Genomic DNA, 18,174 nt, shown 5'->3' on the forward strand with positions numbered 1-18,174 from the left:
GAGTTTATCCTTATCAAAACGAGGTGATAAAAGAATGCTAGAAAAACGTAAACCAATTCCAGTAGCAGAAGCAGTTGCACGCATAATGGAGTATGCTCATCAAGGTGAAATAGAAAAGGTTTCTCTTATAGACAGCTACGGTAGAACGCTTGGAGAAGATGTTATTGCAGATCATGATGTCCCGCATTTTGATCGCTCTCCATACGACGGGTTTGCAATTCGAGCGGAAGATACAAAAGAAGCAAGTAGCAGTAACCCTATTCAGTTTGAAGTGATTGGTGAAATTGGAGCAGGTTTTGTTTTTACAGAAGAAGTGAAAACATTTCAAGCTGTCCGTATTATGACAGGAGCCGCAATTCCAGAGGGGTGTAATGCTGTTGTTATGTTAGAGCTAACGGAAGGATTTGAAGAAAATGAAAAGACTTATATGAAATTAAAACGTCCTTTCGCCTCTAGTGATAACATTTCTTTTAAAGGGGAAGATGTAAAAGAAAATGCCATACTCGTGAAAAAAGGGACTTCTATTAACCCTGGAGTAGCAGCACTTCTTGCTACGTTTGGTTATAGTTCAGTACATGTTATAAAACAGCCAGTTATTGGAATTGTAACGACAGGAAGTGAACTTTTAGAAGTACATGAACAGCTTAAACCGGGGAAGATTCGAAATAGTAATTCCTATATGATTGCTGCTCAAATTGAGCGAGCAGGTGGAATTGTACGCTATTATGGACAATTTGCTGACGATTTAGAGACGTGTTATGAGACCGTAAAAAGAGCAATAAAAGAAGTCGATATTTTAATTACAACTGGTGGCGTTTCGGTAGGAGACTATGACTATTTACCTGCTATTTATGAGAGATTACGAGCTAATGTACTTTTCAACAAAATAGCGATGCGACCAGGAAGTGTGACAACTGTAGCTGAGCTAGAAGGAAAACTATTATTTGGTCTATCTGGTAATCCTTCAGCTTGTTATGTCGGATGTGAATTATATGTTCGGCCAGTCATTGGAACATATTTGCATAGAAAAGATCCGCACATATATCGAGCAGAAGCAATTTTACAGAAAGACTTTCCAAAAGCAAACCCATTTACTCGTTTTGTAAGAGGGAGAGTAGAAATTGTAGATGGCAAATTGCAAGCTACACCAGTTGGTTTAGATAAATCTAGTGCAATTTCTTCACTTGCAGAGGCGAATGCATTTATCGTCCTGCCGGGAGGAACAAAAGGATTTGAAGCAGGAATAATTGTTTCGGTATTATTATTGGAATCGAACATAGGAAGTGAGTGGCCGTGGAAAGAACCACTTCGATCATATAAGTAATAGAAAAATAGATTGCTAACTTATACAAAGGTAAGAGGTGCAAAATGACACATACGTATTATGAAGTAATTGATACACCTATTTCAATTGAAGAAGTTACAAACAAAGTAATTCGGTGTGAGTGTGGTGCGGTTACTACTTTCATTGGTACCGTCAGAGAATTTACGAAAGGACGTCGTACGCTATATTTAGAGTATGTAGCATATAAAACAATGGCGGAAAAACAGCTTGAGAAAATTGGTAATGAAGTAGAAGAGAAGTGGCCTGGGACATATGTAGCAATTACACATCGCATTGGTACATTGGAAATTTCTGATTTTGCTGTTGTTGTCGCCGTTTCAACACCACACCGGAAAGCAGCCTATGAGGCGAACGAATATATTATGGAGCGTATAAAACAAATTGTTCCGATTTGGAAGAAAGAGTTTTGGGAAGATGGTGAGTCATGGATAGGTGATCAGTTAGAGAAAATAGCATATGCAAATGGTGAGCCTGAAAGGGAGATGAGAAGATGATTGAAGTATTATTATTTGCAAATTTGCAAGAAGAAGCAAATAAGCCAGCGTTGCAAATAGATTATGGAAATATTACTGTTACTGAGCTAAAAGATATTCTTGTTAAAGAATACAACATAACAATTTCAAACCAGATTATGGTCGCTGTAAATGAAGAATACGCAAATGAGGATGACATCATTCAAACTGGCGATGTTGTAGCGATGATTCCGCCAGTAAGTGGTGGTTGATTCTTTTCAGTCTAATCATGTTAGTACGTGATTAGACTGGAGGGAATTAATATAACTATGCATACATAGGAGGGAACAGGATGAAAAGTCCTAATTTTCAATTAAGTTTACAAACTTCTAATCTAGTTATCGGTTTTATGGTATGGGTCATCTTATCATCATTAATGCCGTATATTAAAGCGGATATTCCATTAACTGCGGGACAAATTTCTATGGTCACAGCAGTACCGGTTATTTTAGGTTCTATTCTTCGCATTCCAATTGGTTATTGGACAAATCGTTACGGAGCAAGAAAATTGTTCTTTATTAGTTTTATACTTTTATTATTCCCTGTCTTTTACATTAGTGTTGCCAATTCTATGATGGATTTAATTATTGGTGGATTATTTGTAGGGATTGGTGGTGCTGTATTCTCTGTAGGAGTAACTTCTCTACCGAAATACTTCCCGAAAGAGAGTCACGGTTTTGTAAATGGTATTTACGGTGTGGGTAATGCTGGAACAGCAATTACTTCATTTTTAGCACCTGTAATTGCGACATCAGTTGGCTGGAGAACAACAGTACAGTGTTATTTAGTTTTACTTGCAGCATTTGCACTTATGAACTTTTTATTAGGCGATCGTAAGGAAAAAAAGGTGAATACACCATTAATGGAACAAATAAAAGGTGTATATAAAAATGAAAAACTTTGGTTTCTATGTATCTTTTACTTTTTAACATTTGGATCATTTGTTGCATTTACAGTATATTTACCAAACTTTTTAGTATCTCACTTCGGATTAGAGAAAGTAGATGCAGGCATGCGGACAGCTGGATTCATCGTATTAGCAACAATGATGCGCCCAATTGGTGGCTGGCTCGGGGATAAGTTTAATCCATTTAAAATATTAATCTTCGTATTTATCGGCTTAACACTATCTGGTATTGTTTTATCATTCATGCCTAGTATGAACGTGTATACGTTTGGTTGCTTACTAGTCGCATTCTGTGCAGGTATTGGAAATGGTACAATCTTTAAGCTTGTTCCAATGTACTTCTCTGAGCAAGCAGGGATTGTAAATGGGGTTGTGTCAGCTTTAGGTGGATTAGGAGGGTTCTTCCCACCATTAATTTTAACGTTACTATTCCAACTAACAGGTCATTATGCAATTGGATTTATGGCGTTATCAGAAGTCGCTCTTGCTTGTTTAATCATTACAGTATGGATGTATAGCCAAGAGAAGCTGTTAGTGATGTTAAAGAATCATTAATAAAGAAAAAGAACCCTCCTAAAGTAATCTAGGAGGGTTCTTTTAGTAATAGGCTTCGATATGTTTTTTATTGCTAACTTAACAAACACTTGTATTCTAAAATAATGTGGTTTAAAAATGAAAAACAGAAGTTTTATGGAATTTTATGTTAAAATATAGATATCAGATGTTATTCAATTAAAGGGTTAGTTAAAGAAAGTTTAAATCTCTTCCGAAGATAGAACTAATTTTTAGCATACAAATACTTAATTGGATCGGGGTGTTTAGATGAAAAAATTATATAAGTCCACTCAAGATAAACAAGTATCAGGTGTATTAGGTGGCTTAAGCGATAAGTATGGAATTGATGTAAGTATCCTTCGCATAGTCACTGCATTATCAGCCGTTTTTACTAGTGGATTTACGGTGTTACTTTATATAATAGCTGCAATTGTTTTGCCTACAGATAAAGATATTAAGAGATAAATGTATGAACTTAAATCTAATTCCACAATCGAGAACTCTGTTTTTTGTCTATTGAAAGTTTCCAAAGTAAAAGCAACAGTACGATTGTTATAAGACTGAAATGAACAAACGAAAAATCCTCATAAAACATTCGGAATATATCGAGAACGAAAATAATAACTTTTGAATTAAACGATGACTATTGATCGCTAACGAATCGATAAATAGTCGCTCCTTTCTAAAAGATATCTATTAATCTGTATAAAAATATATTGGTACATTTAAATATTCTGAAATTCCAAAAACATATGACGGTATTTATAACAAGAAAAAACTTCATATTTTTTAGGGCCAGATTTTTTCGTAAGGCTAATGGATATTGTGAAAAAGTACACTTAAAATAAAGAATAAAGTTTGGATCGATAAGATAAAATTATGAATTTGTATAAATAATCCATAATTTTCTTTATGAGTCATATTTGATATGTTAAAGAAAAGAGAGGGGAGGGAAATGAAATGAGAATTTTTGATGCACATTTTCATATTATTGATTTTAATTTTCCGATTATTGAGAACCAAGGGTATTTTCCACCCAACTTTGTTGTAGAAGATTATCAGAATGAAACTCCTAATTTGAATGTAATTGGTGGAGCGATCGTATCTGGTTCTTTCCAAGGGTTTGATCAAGAATATTTATTAAAGGCACTAAAACAGTTGGGTTCAACATTTTGTGGTGTAACACAATTACCTTTTACAGTGACGGATGAAGAAATACTAAATTTAAATGAAAATGGGGTAAAAGCATTACGCTTTAATATTAAAAGAGGTGGTTCAGAAGATTTATCGAAGCTGGATTACTTTGCTAGAAGAGTTCATGATTTAGTAGGATGGCATAGTGAGCTTTATATGGATGCAAAAGAGTTGCCCGAAATTGCATCCACTATAGAAAAATTACCAGCTATATCAATTGACCATTTAGGGTTATCAGAAGAAGGTTTACCACATTTATTAAAACTAGTTGATAAAGGGGTACATGTGAAAGCTACTGGTTTTGGTCGTGTCGAATTAGATGTTGAGAATGCCTTAAAGTCGATTTATGAAGTTAACCCAGATGCACTTATGTTTGGAACAGATTTACCATCTACAAGAGCAAAAAGACCTTTTGAGTATGGAGATATCAAATTGATTCAACAGCTATTTGATGAACAAGCTACCGATAAAATCCTGTATACGAATGCTTTCAAATGGTATTTTGGGTAGCGTCAGGGGCTATATTTGAATTAACTGTATCCATATTTAGTAAAGAGTTTAATCCAACTATAATGTATTTAGAATGGGGTATTAAATGTTTGTTTTTATTATATTAGACGTGATATTACCAATATTAATATTGATTCTAATTGGTGCAATCTTACAAAGAAAGTTCCAATTTAACTTAAAGCAGCTATCTACACTTATTACTTATTGCTTGATGCCAGCGGCTGTATTTGTGAATATATATGATATTAGTATAGAAACAGGTTTGTTGCTCCAGATAATATACTAGTTAATACTTTACAGTCTGAGTGTGATGATAGTAAGTCATTTCATTTCAAAAACATTAAAGTTAGAAAAAGGAGAAAGTGCAGCTCTAAAAAATAGCATTTCGTTAATGAATTCCGGTAATTATGGATTACCAGTAAGTCAATTGATTTTCAGTCACAATCCAGTGGGGGTTTCCATTCAGATTTTCATTGTGATTTTCCAGAATCTTTTAACTTATTCATATGGGATATATAACTTACTATCAGCAACAAAAACAATCGGAAGTATTATTCAATCATTTCTAAGACTGCCTGTATTTCATGCACTCATATTAGGGGTTCTCTTTCAATCTTTTACAATTCAAATACCTAATTCTATCTTTCTACCTCTTAATCAGCTTGCGAATAGTTTTGTTGCAATAGCACTCATATTGCTAGGAGCGCAATTATCCAACATTAAGCTTAATTTTTTCAATCGAGTCATAACATGGGCTTTAATTGGAAGATTATTGATGGGACCATTATTAGCACTTGCCATGATATACCTACTAAACATTGATGGTATTGTTGCACAATCATTATTTATTGCAAGTTCTTTTCCTACTTCAAGAAATACAGCAATTATTGCTATGGAGTATCAAATAGAGCCTGAACTACATGCACAAATCGTTTTATTTTCAACACTTTTCAGCATTATTACAGTAACTGTCGTTATTTATTTGTCATATATTTTGTTTTGAATATACGTGCAAAAACGGATAGAATTGAGGCGGTAAATGATGGACGGAAATCCCATCGATATGAGAAGAAAACAGTCTTTGATATATTGGGTGTCGTTTACAATTGTACCATGTCTGATAATCAAGCGGCTTAATTCAAAAAAGGAACCAAAACAAAAAGAACAAACGCTTCTAAAAAACGTTTGTCCAAAGGTAATTACTATTTTAGCTAAGAAATAGATTATTATTTGTGAGTACGAGAAAGCTTTTTTATAAGTTTAGGAAATATAGATGCTAGTTCCTGCTTCAAACGCTTTGTAAACGATGGATCCTTACCGGAAGTTGAAATCGTTACAATATATTCATCATTTCGGATGACACCAGGTGTGTGAAAGGATGATTCTGTGCCATCACTTACAACGTTAACCCATTGGAAATCATGTGCGGCTTGTTTGACCATCATATTGACATCATGTTGATTTGTAGCTGCATAAATAAGATGAGCATCTTTAATATCATCATTAGTAAAAGTTTTTTGCTTCCAAGTAATATAAGGAAGTTCCTTCATTTCCTCGCAAATCTCTGGGCTGATAACGGTGACAAAAGCGCCTGTATCTTTTAATCCAGACGCTTTCCGATATGCGATTTTACCACCACCAACTATAACAACAATTTTTTTATCTAAATTAAACATAAGAGGATACATATTATACATACACACATTCCTCCATTCGTTCTAATAATGCTAACTTCATATATGTATCAAATTGAAGACAATTACAAGTCGTAACGTGATCATATTTTTTTGTATGCAACTTAATTTTTTGAAGCAACAATCCGGTAAAGAGAAGGTACGGCATGACATATACATGGGACGCAGTCGATGTTATAGCCTTGAGCTCAGCAGTAAAAGAGGGCGCTCCTTTCGTTAAAAAGGAGCACGATACTGGCATACCGAGTTTTCGTTCGACCGCTGCTCCGATTTGTTGTAACTCATGTATCGGCTGTGGATCACTACTGCCTCGTCCTACGAGTAAAACGCTACTATCTTGCTTTGGCATAGTTTCAAGTATTCTTTTCACTACAAGTTCAACCATATGTGGATGCGTACTAAAAGGTGGTACAACTGAAAATGTTATTTGTGGATATTTCTTTTGTAGTTGCTCTATTTCAAAAGGAATATCACGTTTATAGTGAGCTGCTGCAAATAATAAAACAGGTACAATCATTATTTCAGTTGCACCCTCTAGTATTGCTTCTGTAACTGCATCCGAAATGGTAGGTGTCGTTAGTTCTAGAAAAGCTATTTTTTGACTCCTTTCGTTACGTTCTTTCATAACAGATTGAATAAAGTGAATGAATTGTTCATTACCTTCTCGCAGGCGACTACCGTGTCCAACATATACAATTCCTTTCATCGTACCACCAAATCTTTCTTCATAATCATGTCTTGTAATTGCTCATCTACATTATGAAAACCAACTTTATTCGCATAGTGTAACGTTGGAATGTCGGTATACGAGAAGGGAAGAGTAAGAATATCGATAAAGCCAAGTCGTTTTATTTCTGCTAGAAACGTATCAATAGAAGCACGTCCTTCAAATACAATGCTATCCCATGAGAATTCAGAAAGCATACGAGAATGGACTTCATCGAAACGATGATCAATTGTATACTCATGAGTCATCATATAAGACCCAGCACCAATTTTTTCTTGAATAAAACCAATTCGATTAATATTTCTGCCTAAATAAACAGTTGTATCGGAAGAGAACTCTGCTTGTTTACTTAGTAGCCCATATTGCATAAGTTTTTCTTGAGTGGCAACGTTCATATACTGCAGTTTCGCCTGTAAGGAACGAATATCTTTCTGGTGTTTACTACATGATCGCATCAAGATTTCTACACTTTCATCTGAACAAAATACAAGGCGATCAACGTTAAAAATTTCATTGATTTGTTCAGATGTTAATGTGTATTCTTCCCTTTTGAAAGTTGGAATTTGATATGTTTCTGCACCGCATTCTTGTAACTTTTGCTTTATGAAACTGGTTTTATTTGTTGCGGATGCAAATAAAACTTTTTTACCATGCAATGGTTTACGTTCTTTCCAAGCGATTTGATTACGTAAGGAAACGACATCACCAACAATTGTCATTGATGGATTAGAAATATTTGCGTTTTTGACGATAGGAACAATGGTTGAAAGTGTTCCTGTGACAACGCGTTGCTTTCCAGTTGTACCCCACTCAATGACTGCTACGGGTGTATTTTCTTGTTTTCCTGCTTGTAGTAAATTTTCACAAATTGTAGGTAAGTTCTTTATACCCATGTAGTAGGCGATCGTGTCGCTATTGTGGGATGAATTGTATTTTCCATGATCGGTTAAAGGACCTTTTGCATGCCCAGTTAGTAAAGTTACACTATTACTATAGTCACGGTGGGTGAGGGGGATACCTGCATAACTACTAGCGGCGATGCTAGCTGTAATACCTGGTACAATTTCATATGGAATGTCCGCTGCTGCTAAAGTTTCTGCTTCTTCACCAACACGGCCAAAAATAGATGGATCTCCGCCCTTTAAGCGGACAACGATTTTTCCTTCTTTCGCAAATTGAAGGAGGTGGGCGTTAATCATTTCTTGACGCATAGTATGATTCTTTGGCATTTTACCGCAATAAATAAGTTCACAAGTTGGCTTTGTATAGCTAAGAAAGTTAGGGTTCAATAAGCGGTCATATAAGACAATATCGGCACGCTTTAAGCAATCTATCGCTTTTTTTGTAATAAGCCCTTCATCACCTGGTCCTGCACCAACTAAATATACATATCCGTTCATATTCGCACCTCGTTTATTTTTATTTAAAAGGAAGCCAGGGAGGCTTCCTTTCGTAAATTACATGTTTCTCCCGCTATTTGCCGGGCAGTAAGACCCCTACCTCAAAATTCAGCGAAAGCAAAGTAGTTAGGTGGGGATCAACTGCCCGTAAAAGCCCGATTGGTGAGGGCTAATAATCAGCGGGGGATGAACCAATCCCCGCTGATTAAAGTTTCACTTTATATAAATGTCACCATCAATAACTTCTACTTCGTACGTTTGAATACAGCCGTCATCAGGTTTTTGGACTTCACCTGTTAGTAATGAAATTTTCCAATCATGTAGTGGGCAAAAGACGAATTCCCCAGATACAATTCCTTCCGCTAACGGTCCATTTTTATGAGGGCACCGATTTTCTACAGCTCGAATATCACCATTTGAAAGGCGGAATAGGGCGATAGACATACCTTTTATTTGCACCTCTTTACCGATTTGAATAGGAAGGTCTTCCGCACGCATAACTTTTATTTTTTCTTTCGTTTGTATCATATAGATCACAGCTCCTTATTTCACAGTTTCTACTTCATACATCGCTTTTAAAGACTTCGTTTCTAGTGCTTGTCCCCAAGCTTCCGTATATGTGCTACGAGCTGTTTGGAAACGATCATTTAGCGTAGTAACCATACTTGCATCTTGTAGTATTTCTTTTATGTGATCGAAGCCTAAACGTTCTGTCCAGTAGGCAGTACGCTCTCCGTAAATACCAGTTTCACGATAATATTGCATGTAAGCTGTAGCGATGCGAAGGACATCGTCTTCAGTAGGGACGATCATTACAAAATCAGCCTCGCGTACTTCCGTACCACCATTTCCACCGATATACAGTTGGAATCCATTTTCAACACACACAACGCCGAAATCTTTCGTAAGTACTTCCGCACAGTTACGTGGACAACCTGTTACACCCATTTTCATTTTATGAGGTGTATCTACCATTTCTAATGACTGTTCAAGGAACATACCAAGTCCTAATGAATCTTTCGTACCGAAACGACAGAAACGAGAACCAACACATGATTTTACATTACGAAGCGATTTTGAGTACGCATATCCAGAAGTCATATGTAAGTCAGCCCATACGTTAGGTAAATCTTGTTTCTTAACACCATATAAGCCGATTCGACTCGCACCTGTAATTTTTACGAGAGGAACGTCATATTTTTTCGCAACTTCAGCAATTTTCATTAAATCATCTGCGGTTGTAACGCCTCCGTACATACGTGGAATAACAGAAAATGTACCATCATGTTGGATGTTACCATTCATTCTTTCATTAACGTAACGGGATGATTTATCATCTGCATATTCTTCTGGAATCGCCATACGTAAATAGTAGTTTAAAGCAGGGCGACATTTCGAACAGCCGTCTTCATGTGCAAAACCAAGGACATTTCGTACTTCTTTTGGAGATTTTAAACCTTTCTCGTGAATTGCCGCTACGACTTCATCACGTGATAAAGTTGTACATCCACACATACCGGCAGATTGCGTTGAGGCATCAAAAGCATCTCCAAGTGTATGAGATAAAATTTGTTCAACAAGCGGACGACATTTACCACAAGACCCTGCGGCTTTCGTACATCCTTTTACTTCATCAAAAGTTGTTAAGTCTTGTTCTAAAATTGCGTGAACAATTGCTCCTTTAGTAACACCGTTACATCCGCAAATAGTGTCATCCGCACTCATAGTAGCTACGTTAAGTTCACTTTCTTCACCAGCTTTGTGAAGAAGGGAAGCGGCTGTATATTCTTGTATGTCTTCTTCTTTCTTTAACATGCTAAAGAGGCGTGTACCATCAGCAGTATCACCATATAAAACGATACCAACGACTTTATTGTCACGAATTAATACTTTTTTATAGGAACGTTTACATTCATCAAAGATTGATATTGCTTTCGTTATATCATCTTCATAAATTTGGCCAGCAGAGAATAAATCACAACCTGCAACTTTTAATTGCGTACCGACGATACTGCCTGTATATCCATCCGTTTGTAAATTCGTTATTTGTTTTGCTAATATTGCACCTTGTTCATAAAGAGGAGCAACAAGTCCATATGTGATACCATCATGTTCTGCACATTCTCCAACTGCATAAATGGATTCATCATTTGTTTGCATATAGTCGTTGACTACAATGCCGCGATTTACAATTAAGTCAGCATCTTTTGCTATTTGAGTATTTGGACGTATTCCGACAGCCATTACGATTAAATCACAATTTACAATTTCACCATCTTCAAATTGAATACCCTCAACATGATCGGTACCAAGAATCTTCACAGTTTTCTTTTCCATTAGAAATTTCATGCCTTGCGCTTCTAAATCTTCACGCAATAGAGAAGCAGCTTTGGCATCTAATTGTTGCTCCATTAAGCTCGGCATTAAATGAACAATATGTACGTCCATTCCTAAGTCAATAAGACCTCTTGCGGCTTCTAAACCAAGTAATCCACCACCAATGACAACGGCCTTTTTCTTATGTTTAGCAGTATTAATCATAAATTGTGTATCTTCAATTGTTCGGAATCCAGTCACACCAGGAAGGGTGGAACCTTCAACAGGTAATATAAAAGCACTAGATCCTGTTGCGATAATGAGTTTGTCATATGTAAGAGTACGATTTTTTTCTGTGACAATGACTTTTTCTTCTCGGTCAATACTTTGAACTCTCTCGTTTGTATATAAAGTTATTTCATTTTCTTCGTACCAACTATATTCGTTCATAATGATATCTTGCATATTTGTTTTTCCCTGCAGAACATGAGAGAGCATAATGCGATTGTAGTTTGGATGTGGTTCATCTCCAAAAATAGTAATATTATATAAATCACTATCATGTTTTAATATTTCTTCCATACAGCGTATGCCAGCCATACCATTCCCGATCATAACTAAACGTTTTTTCATATTCATTTCCCTTTCTATGTGAAAAGTTGAACAAAGAATTATATTTCTATTATAGAAAATTAAAAAAGAGGGAGATGTGATATTTATCACATATTTATAATGATTCACAAATTGTTAAAATTCGGGTTTATGTGAAGGGAGAAGCGAAAGAGATATTTGGTTATGTGGGCAGATAACTAGATTGTAGTGGAAGTGAAAGGAGAGAGGGACGCTTAATAGTCTGCGGGAAATGAACAACCCCCCGCAAATTAGAAGTTTTACTTTATGAGAGGACTTGTTTTTTAGTGAGATTAAAGAAGAGAGGAAGGAGGAATAATCAGTTGGGAATGAAGAACCCTCCATAACAAGCTGTAGTTCTTCTTCTGAAAGTTCTTTAAAGAGGAAGAACTCTCGTAAATGTTTTTAAATCATATTTTCTTTCATAAATACAACTCCTTAATGCTACCTGATATATTCCTTTGATAAATTAAATTATATCAAGCTGTCCAGTGAAACGGTGGGGGAACGTGTGAATATTTTTTACAAAATGAAAAGCAGGACATGAGTAAAAATGCTCATGTCCTGCGCCGTAATTAAGCTTTTGCGATAGCACGTGGAAATAAAATGTTATTTTCTAAATGAATATGTTCAAACAAGTCAGATTCAAGAGCTTCAAGGCGCTGGTAAACAAGACGATAAGTGCCGCAAGCTCCTTCTGGAGGAGTAAAGTCATTTGTCACCTTACGAAGTTCTTTAATAATATTGCCAGCGTGGCTATGTGCATTCTCCAACTCATCTACTACTTTACGTAACTTTGCATAGTTTTCATCAGTTGGATTGTGCTCGAATTCTAAAATTAATGGGAAATCTTCGGTTTCTTCTTTAATTAAATGCTGTTCTAATTCAATTTTAAGTTCATGAAATAGCTTATGAATTTGAGCTAAATGAGGCTGACTAGCCCCATGAACGCGTAATACTTTCGTCACATATGGGGTTAACTGTGGCAATTCTTCATTTAAATAGCGATGATGCTTATTTATAACATAATCAATCAATTCTTGATAAGAAGCATTTTTCCAATCAATTTCAGATTCGTTTAATAGCTTCGTTTTATGATAAAGCGTATTTAACTCTGTGATTACCTCTGATGCTGATAAATTTCTTTCATTAATTGCATCAATAAGTGGTCTATTTCCACCACAACAAAAATCTATTCTATATGATTTAAAAAGATCACTAGCTTTCGGAAATTGTGTTACAATCTCACCGATAATTGAAGTTTCAGTAAATGTATGTTCCATATGAAGACCTCCATAAAGTTTAAATGTAATATCTAAATCAAGAATAGCGATAAATTAAAATCAATGTGGTGATTTAAATCACTTATTATGTGTCATTTTTGAGAATAATAAAAGGAGTTTTATTTAAGTAAGAGGAAGCGTAATTCGTCGCAATACTTTACGGTAATAAAAAAAGAAGCTTAGTAGAAGCTTCTTTTTTATTACTATCTTTCACACGCAACTCCATCGCCATCACGATCAAGTTTAGAGCTATATCCTGGTTGGTCTCTATATAATGGGGCTTTCCCAGCATTTTTAACTTCAGTACAATTTTTGAAATATGTATTACTATTGCTTCCAGCAGCCGGTTGTGTTCGAGTTTGCTGTGCTTTTTGTTGTTCCTGTTGTACGCGAGCTTGTTCAGCAGCTTGACGTTGTTGCTCTTCTTGTTGTTTGCGAGCTTGCTCAGCAGCTTGACGTTGTTGCTCTTCTTGTTGTTTGCGAGCTTGCTCAGCAGCTTGACGTTGTTGCTCTTCTTGTTGTTTGCGGGCCTGTTCTTCAGCTTGACGTTGTTGCTCTTCTTGTTGTTTACGGGCCTGTTCTTCAGCTTGACGCTGTTGCTCTTCTTGTTGTTTACGAGCTAGTTCTTCAGCTTGACGTTTCTCATCTTCTTGCTTACGAGCTAGTTCCTCAGCTTGACGTTTCTCATCCTCTTGCTTACGAGCTAGTTCCTCAGCTTGACGTTTCTCATCTTCTTGCTTACGAGTTTTTTCGTCCGCTTCTTTATTTTCTAATTCCTTTTTCTTTGCGTCATCTTTTTTCTCTTCACTATTAGAAGCGACTTGTTTATTAGTTGCTTTCGTTTTTTCAGAAGAAGGACTTGAAATACCTGATAGCGCAACAAAGATGACAAATAAAACAGCTGTAATTATAAATTGTTTTTTTGCTACACCTGTTTTCTTAATAACAGATAATATTGCAAGAACAAGGAAAAATATAAATAAAATGAAACTTAAAGTAGAAAAAAATTCGACGACTGGGTGTTCAGATTTTGTTGTGCCGGTCATTATTAACATAATTGAAATCATAAAAAGAATAACAGTTGGACGACCATATTGTTTTGCTTTTCCATTTTTCTTAAAGAATGAAATGATACATAAGATTAAAAGAATGATAGCAATCAAAAATAAAGCTACACCAATATTACTCAAAATAGTCATTTTCATACCTCCATTTGTAAGATTTTCTTTATTGATTATATAAGAATTCATTGGAAATTACAGGGTTTTTAATAAAATAAAAAGATTTATAATATTTTTAATAGATAAATAAACATATATTTTATATATAAGGAAAAATAGATTTAGTTCCTATTACATTTTGAAAAGATTTTCATAGATTATAGTATCTCATTTGAAAGGAGGAGATTTGAATGGAATTTCAATTATTAGTGAATTGCGTGTTACAAGAAGGGAATGCTTACTTTTTAGTAACAAAAGTAGATGATGTTATTACGTTGAAGGTGCCAATTACAGCAGGAGTAGCGAGTTTATTTTTAGCTTTAGGTGTACCAAGGTGTTCTTAATTTAGATTTCTATAGTAAAAGGATGAGGGACAAGCCTTACCCTTTTACTATTACATAATTTTTTTATGTAAACTAAATGAGGTTTTTTCAGTTTTTTAATATTATTTTTGCCATAGCACGTTTAAAATGGACATGCATATACTATAATGTTTCATTGGCCTTTGATGATGAACGATAGTTTTAAAAAGTGTATCGAAAGTAGAAGTGGTACTCTTTTTATTAATGAAAATAGAAGAGGTGCTAGTATATATGAAAAGACGAACGTATGAAATTCCAATCGCATTGCGAAGAGAATGGTTTTTAATAGAGTTAGCGCATTTAACAAAAAAATATGGAATCGAAATTGCAACTAGTAAAATAGAAGATGCACCATTCCTTAGAGATCAAGTTACAGAATTGAGAATAGGAGCTGGTTTGCAATACGATAAATATGATGATGAGTATATCATCGGATTTTAAACAAAGAAGCTGCGTATAAAAGGTTATTAAAGAGACCTTTTATACGCAGTTTTTTTGTGAAGAGAAAGCTTTATTGAGAAATATTCAAAACGCTTATTGTAAAAAGGAATGAATGAATGTTGAGAGAATAACGTTTGATAAGAAAGGAATGCGCTATTAATTACTTATTATATTGTATCGTAAAAGTAATTGATTAAATGGAATTTAAAACAATTGGTGTCCAACGGAATGGTAGCGTTTTCTTTCTGGCGGAAAAGGGGGATGTTAATGGGAATTATGAAAAGGAGTATCGCATTATTTATTGTACTTTGTTTTATGAGTCCGCTGGTTTTTAGTACAAATGTACACGCGGAGGTTGTAACAGAGCTTAAGACTGGTTTTCCAGACAAAGAAGTATTTACTCCTGGAGAATGGTTTTTAGGTCAGAAACCTGCTAATTATGATGAGAATAAACCACCAATTCTCTTTGTGCAAGGAAGAAATGGTAATGCGGATAGTTGGTATGGAAAGACAGTATATCATGATATGAATGATATGTACGACTACGCCTTGAAAGCAGGCTATCAAACTGTATTTATTCAATTATACGATGCTGCGGGGAAAGGATCAGCTAGCCAATGGGACAATGGAAAATTGTTAGCACAAAAGCTTGAAGAAATTTATAATCATTTTGGTAAAAAAGTAAATGTTGTAGCTCATAGTAAAGGTGGTATCGATACACAAGCTGCGTTAGTTGGATATGGAGCGAATCGATTTGTTGGAAATGTTATTACACTTGCCACTCCGCATTACGGATCAAATTTAGCGGATTTATCATATAGTTGGTGGGCAGGGTGGCTCGCCTCTATATTAGGTCAAAAAGATGATGGGACATATTCATTGCAAATAGGTGAAATGGCAAAGTTTCGTTCTACAATAGATAATAATCCTGCAGCTAAATTAAACCGTTACTATACGGCTACTGGGACAAGCTGGGGACCTGTTTTTTCAGCATTATCTATGGGCGGGTTGTACTTGTCATCATACGGTTCTAATGATGGATTAGTGAACGAATGGAGTGCTAAGTTACCATATGGAACACATTTATTTACGGATGCACGATTTGATCATGATAATATACGAAAAGGTTCAGCTGTTTTCGCACGAATTGAGCCATATTTACGGACAGCAAATTTACCAGTACCGGCTTTATTAGCCCCGAGTAATAGTTCAGAGGAAAAGGTAGAACAATTAAACTCAACTTCTAATCAAGCTATTTTAGGAGGAGAGTTGTCACAAAATCAGTGGGTAGGGCAAACTGTCGCAGTTGATAAAAAAGCAGAAGGGGTAGTCTCTGTTTTAACAGCTTCTTCGGATGTAGAAATACAACTAATATCTCCAAAAGGAAAAGTTTATACAAATAAAGATAGTGCTGTATCTACTGGTGAAGGTGAATCTCTCTTTAAAGGAGCGACTATAAGAATATTTAAATTTGATAAAATGGAAGCAGGAGAATGGCAAGTTAAAATGATGGCAAAGCAGCCAAAAGATGCATATTTAATCGTAACCGATTACAAAAAAGATGCTCCGTTCGTCCTTCAAATGCCGGCAAAAGTTAAAGTAAATAAAGCAGAGTATAAACTCAAAAAATCACCTGCAGCTCCAGAAATGAAAGGCAATCTTTCAGTAACAGTAAGAGTAATTAATAAAGATGGAAAATTAGTTTCTGAATCAAATGAATCGCAAAATATTAATACAACTACATTCACAGGTGCTTTGAAAAATATAGAACAGCCAGGTGTATATAACGTTACAATTGATATGAAAGGGATGAATAAGGAAGGACAACCTTATAATCGTACGATAGTTAAATCGGTTTATGTAGAGAAGTAGGAAAGAAGGAATCTGTTTTAATAAAAAAAGTGCCGAATTCTTGTGGTAGAAGGATTTCGGCACTTTTCATGTTTATTAGATGAATAGAAAAGTGAAATGGGAGTTTATGTTTTATAAGAGGACGATAGGAATCAAAAAAACGTTATGCAATAAAAAAAGATGCGGAATTAGCATCTGAATGTGAGGGAATAGTATTAACTTAGTTTTGTAACTGTTAATTCAACTGAATTTATACCATTATCACAAGTTATAATACTTTGATGATTGAAACCACTATTATTTCTAAGTTGAAGTTTTGAATTAGCTGGAACCGTAACAATAGTTTCGCCAACTAGTTGAAGGCATTCGTTATTTGATGAAGTATTCATTTGAAAAGCGAAATCACCTTGACTATTAGCAAGTGGATTGTTATTTAAAAATATAGTTATGACTGGAATATGGGGAAATACAGGATTTAAAGTAGTGTTAATGCTTGAAATGAATGAGATTCGATAATCACCTGCTTGACTAAATTGTATAGTAGTAGGATTTAGTAAAGAAACTCCTCCCGCCAAAGGGCCAACGTGATTAAATGGAAAAGAATCGCCAAAAGGGACAGTTATAAACTCAGTTTGCCAAAAAGTTCCGTAAGCTGAGCAGGATGGTTTATGTGAATGGTCGCATGAACATTTTTTATACGAGCTGGAAGATTGATGGCACGAACACTTTTTATATGAACTAGAAGAAGAGTGGCATGAACATTTTTTATATGAGCTTGAAGAATGATAGTATGAACCCAATATATTACCTCCTATTATTAATAAATGTATAATATATAGTAGTTTATGTAATTGAAAAGTAATTGGCGTGTATACTTGTCCATATATAAGGTGATAGATTTGGGATAAAAAGCTGGCATAATATAAAGTGCTCTAATGAGGAGATACAGTTTTCAAAAGAATAGAACTAGAATATTATATGTAATGACTTTTGAAGACGAAAAAGGCTGAAAATTTAGCAGATAACTCTATCCGAGGTTTTAAAATGTTGAAGTATTTAAACTTTAAGATAGTATATCGCCAAAGTAAACAAGAGAAGTATTTAAAGGAAAGCATCTTAGTGAAACAGAGAAATGGATAAAGCGATGATTAAGTTTCCAGCTTAGTCATCGCTTTTTATTTATGCAATTGAGCAGGAAGAAGACAAAAGATATCGAATGAATGTAAT

The 18,174-nt window shown here is 35.1% G+C and carries 17 protein-coding genes and 1 pseudogene; 10 read left to right on the top strand and 8 right to left on the bottom strand.

The window, feature by feature from the left end; genetic code table 11:
- Positions 1-34 precede the first annotated feature (34 nt).
- From JTF23_RS03605 to JTF23_RS03635, 7 genes and pseudogenes are all read left to right on the top strand, one after another.
- Positions 35-1,324: a molybdopterin molybdotransferase MoeA gene (locus tag JTF23_RS03605; RefSeq protein WP_002141461.1), complete on the top strand. Its 1,290-nt coding sequence runs from the start codon at positions 35-37 to the stop codon at positions 1,322-1,324.
- A gap of 44 nt (positions 1,325-1,368) precedes the next feature.
- The gene (locus JTF23_RS03610; protein WP_204208130.1) at positions 1,369-1,839 is read left to right on the top strand and encodes a molybdenum cofactor biosynthesis protein MoaE; all 471 of its coding nucleotides are present in this window, start codon (positions 1,369-1,371) and stop codon (positions 1,837-1,839) included.
- Positions 1,836-2,069 (top strand): molybdopterin converting factor subunit 1, encoded by a 234-nt coding sequence (gene moaD / locus JTF23_RS03615; RefSeq protein ID WP_204208131.1) that lies wholly within the window; start codon positions 1,836-1,838, stop codon positions 2,067-2,069. The genes JTF23_RS03610 and moaD overlap by 4 nt, the downstream gene beginning before the upstream one ends.
- A gap of 80 nt (positions 2,070-2,149) precedes the next feature.
- Positions 2,150-3,319: a nitrate transporter NarK gene (gene narK / locus JTF23_RS03620; RefSeq protein WP_002031603.1), complete on the top strand. Its 1,170-nt coding sequence runs from the start codon at positions 2,150-2,152 to the stop codon at positions 3,317-3,319.
- A gap of 267 nt (positions 3,320-3,586) precedes the next feature.
- Entirely contained in the window at positions 3,587-3,784 is a 198-nt protein-coding gene (locus JTF23_RS03625; protein ID WP_002193043.1) for a PspC domain-containing protein, read from the top strand.
- 495 nt (positions 3,785-4,279) lie between these two features.
- On the top strand, positions 4,280-5,023 hold the full coding sequence (locus tag JTF23_RS03630; RefSeq protein ID WP_002085952.1) for an amidohydrolase family protein: 744 nt from the start codon (positions 4,280-4,282) through the stop codon (positions 5,021-5,023).
- 85 nt (positions 5,024-5,108) lie between these two features.
- Positions 5,109-6,026 (top strand): annotated as a pseudogene (locus JTF23_RS03635) (AEC family transporter).
- Between the two features lie 223 nt (positions 6,027-6,249).
- On the opposite strand, the gene JTF23_RS03640 reads toward JTF23_RS03635, so the two are convergent.
- The 7 genes from JTF23_RS03640 to JTF23_RS03670 form a co-directional block, all read right to left on the bottom strand.
- Positions 6,250-6,720 (bottom strand): precorrin-2 dehydrogenase, encoded by a 471-nt coding sequence (locus tag JTF23_RS03640; RefSeq protein ID WP_204208132.1) that lies wholly within the window; start codon positions 6,718-6,720, stop codon positions 6,250-6,252.
- Positions 6,713-7,423 (bottom strand): sirohydrochlorin chelatase, encoded by a 711-nt coding sequence (locus tag JTF23_RS03645; RefSeq protein WP_204208133.1) that lies wholly within the window; start codon positions 7,421-7,423, stop codon positions 6,713-6,715. Before JTF23_RS03645 ends, JTF23_RS03640 begins: the two co-directional genes overlap by 8 nt.
- A complete protein-coding gene (locus JTF23_RS03650; protein WP_204208134.1) occupies positions 7,420-8,844 on the bottom strand; it encodes a uroporphyrin-III C-methyltransferase in 1,425 nt (474 codons plus the stop codon). Before JTF23_RS03650 ends, JTF23_RS03645 begins: the two co-directional genes overlap by 4 nt.
- 213 nt (positions 8,845-9,057) lie before the next feature.
- Entirely contained in the window at positions 9,058-9,372 is a 315-nt protein-coding gene (gene nirD, locus JTF23_RS03655; protein ID WP_002168518.1) for a nitrite reductase small subunit NirD, read from the bottom strand.
- A 15-nt stretch (positions 9,373-9,387) separates the two neighbouring features.
- Positions 9,388-11,793: a nitrite reductase large subunit NirB gene (gene nirB / locus JTF23_RS03660; protein ID WP_204208135.1), complete on the bottom strand. Its 2,406-nt coding sequence runs from the start codon at positions 11,791-11,793 to the stop codon at positions 9,388-9,390.
- Positions 11,794-12,365: 572 nt separating this feature from the next.
- Positions 12,366-13,073: an iron-sulfur cluster repair di-iron protein gene (gene ric / locus JTF23_RS03665; RefSeq protein ID WP_204208136.1), complete on the bottom strand. Its 708-nt coding sequence runs from the start codon at positions 13,071-13,073 to the stop codon at positions 12,366-12,368.
- A 203-nt stretch (positions 13,074-13,276) separates the two neighbouring features.
- On the bottom strand, positions 13,277-14,272 hold the full coding sequence (locus tag JTF23_RS03670; RefSeq protein ID WP_204208137.1) for an excalibur calcium-binding domain-containing protein: 996 nt from the start codon (positions 14,270-14,272) through the stop codon (positions 13,277-13,279).
- A gap of 212 nt (positions 14,273-14,484) precedes the next feature.
- Here JTF23_RS03670 and exsG point away from each other — a divergent pair, with 212 nt between their 5' ends.
- The 3 genes from exsG (at position 14,485) to JTF23_RS03685 (ending at position 16,968) form a co-directional block, all read left to right on the top strand.
- Positions 14,485-14,637, top strand: a complete 153-nt coding sequence (exsG, locus tag JTF23_RS03675; protein ID WP_204208138.1) for an exosporium protein ExsG — start codon at positions 14,485-14,487, stop codon at positions 14,635-14,637.
- Between the two features lie 249 nt (positions 14,638-14,886).
- Positions 14,887-15,096 carry a hypothetical protein gene (locus JTF23_RS03680; RefSeq protein ID WP_002158072.1) on the top strand — a complete coding sequence of 70 codons (210 nt, stop codon included), beginning with the start codon at positions 14,887-14,889 and terminating at the stop codon, positions 15,094-15,096.
- 261 nt (positions 15,097-15,357) lie between these two features.
- The gene (locus JTF23_RS03685) at positions 15,358-16,968 is read left to right on the top strand and encodes a lipase family alpha/beta hydrolase (protein WP_374100887.1); all 1,611 of its coding nucleotides are present in this window, start codon (positions 15,358-15,360) and stop codon (positions 16,966-16,968) included.
- A 194-nt stretch (positions 16,969-17,162) separates the two neighbouring features.
- Here JTF23_RS03685 and JTF23_RS03690 read toward each other — a convergent pair whose 3' ends face one another.
- A complete protein-coding gene (locus JTF23_RS03690; protein ID WP_204208140.1) occupies positions 17,163-17,747 on the bottom strand; it encodes a preprotein translocase in 585 nt (194 codons plus the stop codon).
- Positions 17,748-18,174 lie beyond the last annotated feature (427 nt).

Source organism: Bacillus sp. RIT 809 (genome assembly GCF_016892495.1).
GTDB lineage: Bacteria > Bacillota > Bacilli > Bacillales > Bacillaceae_G > Bacillus_A > Bacillus_A cereus_U.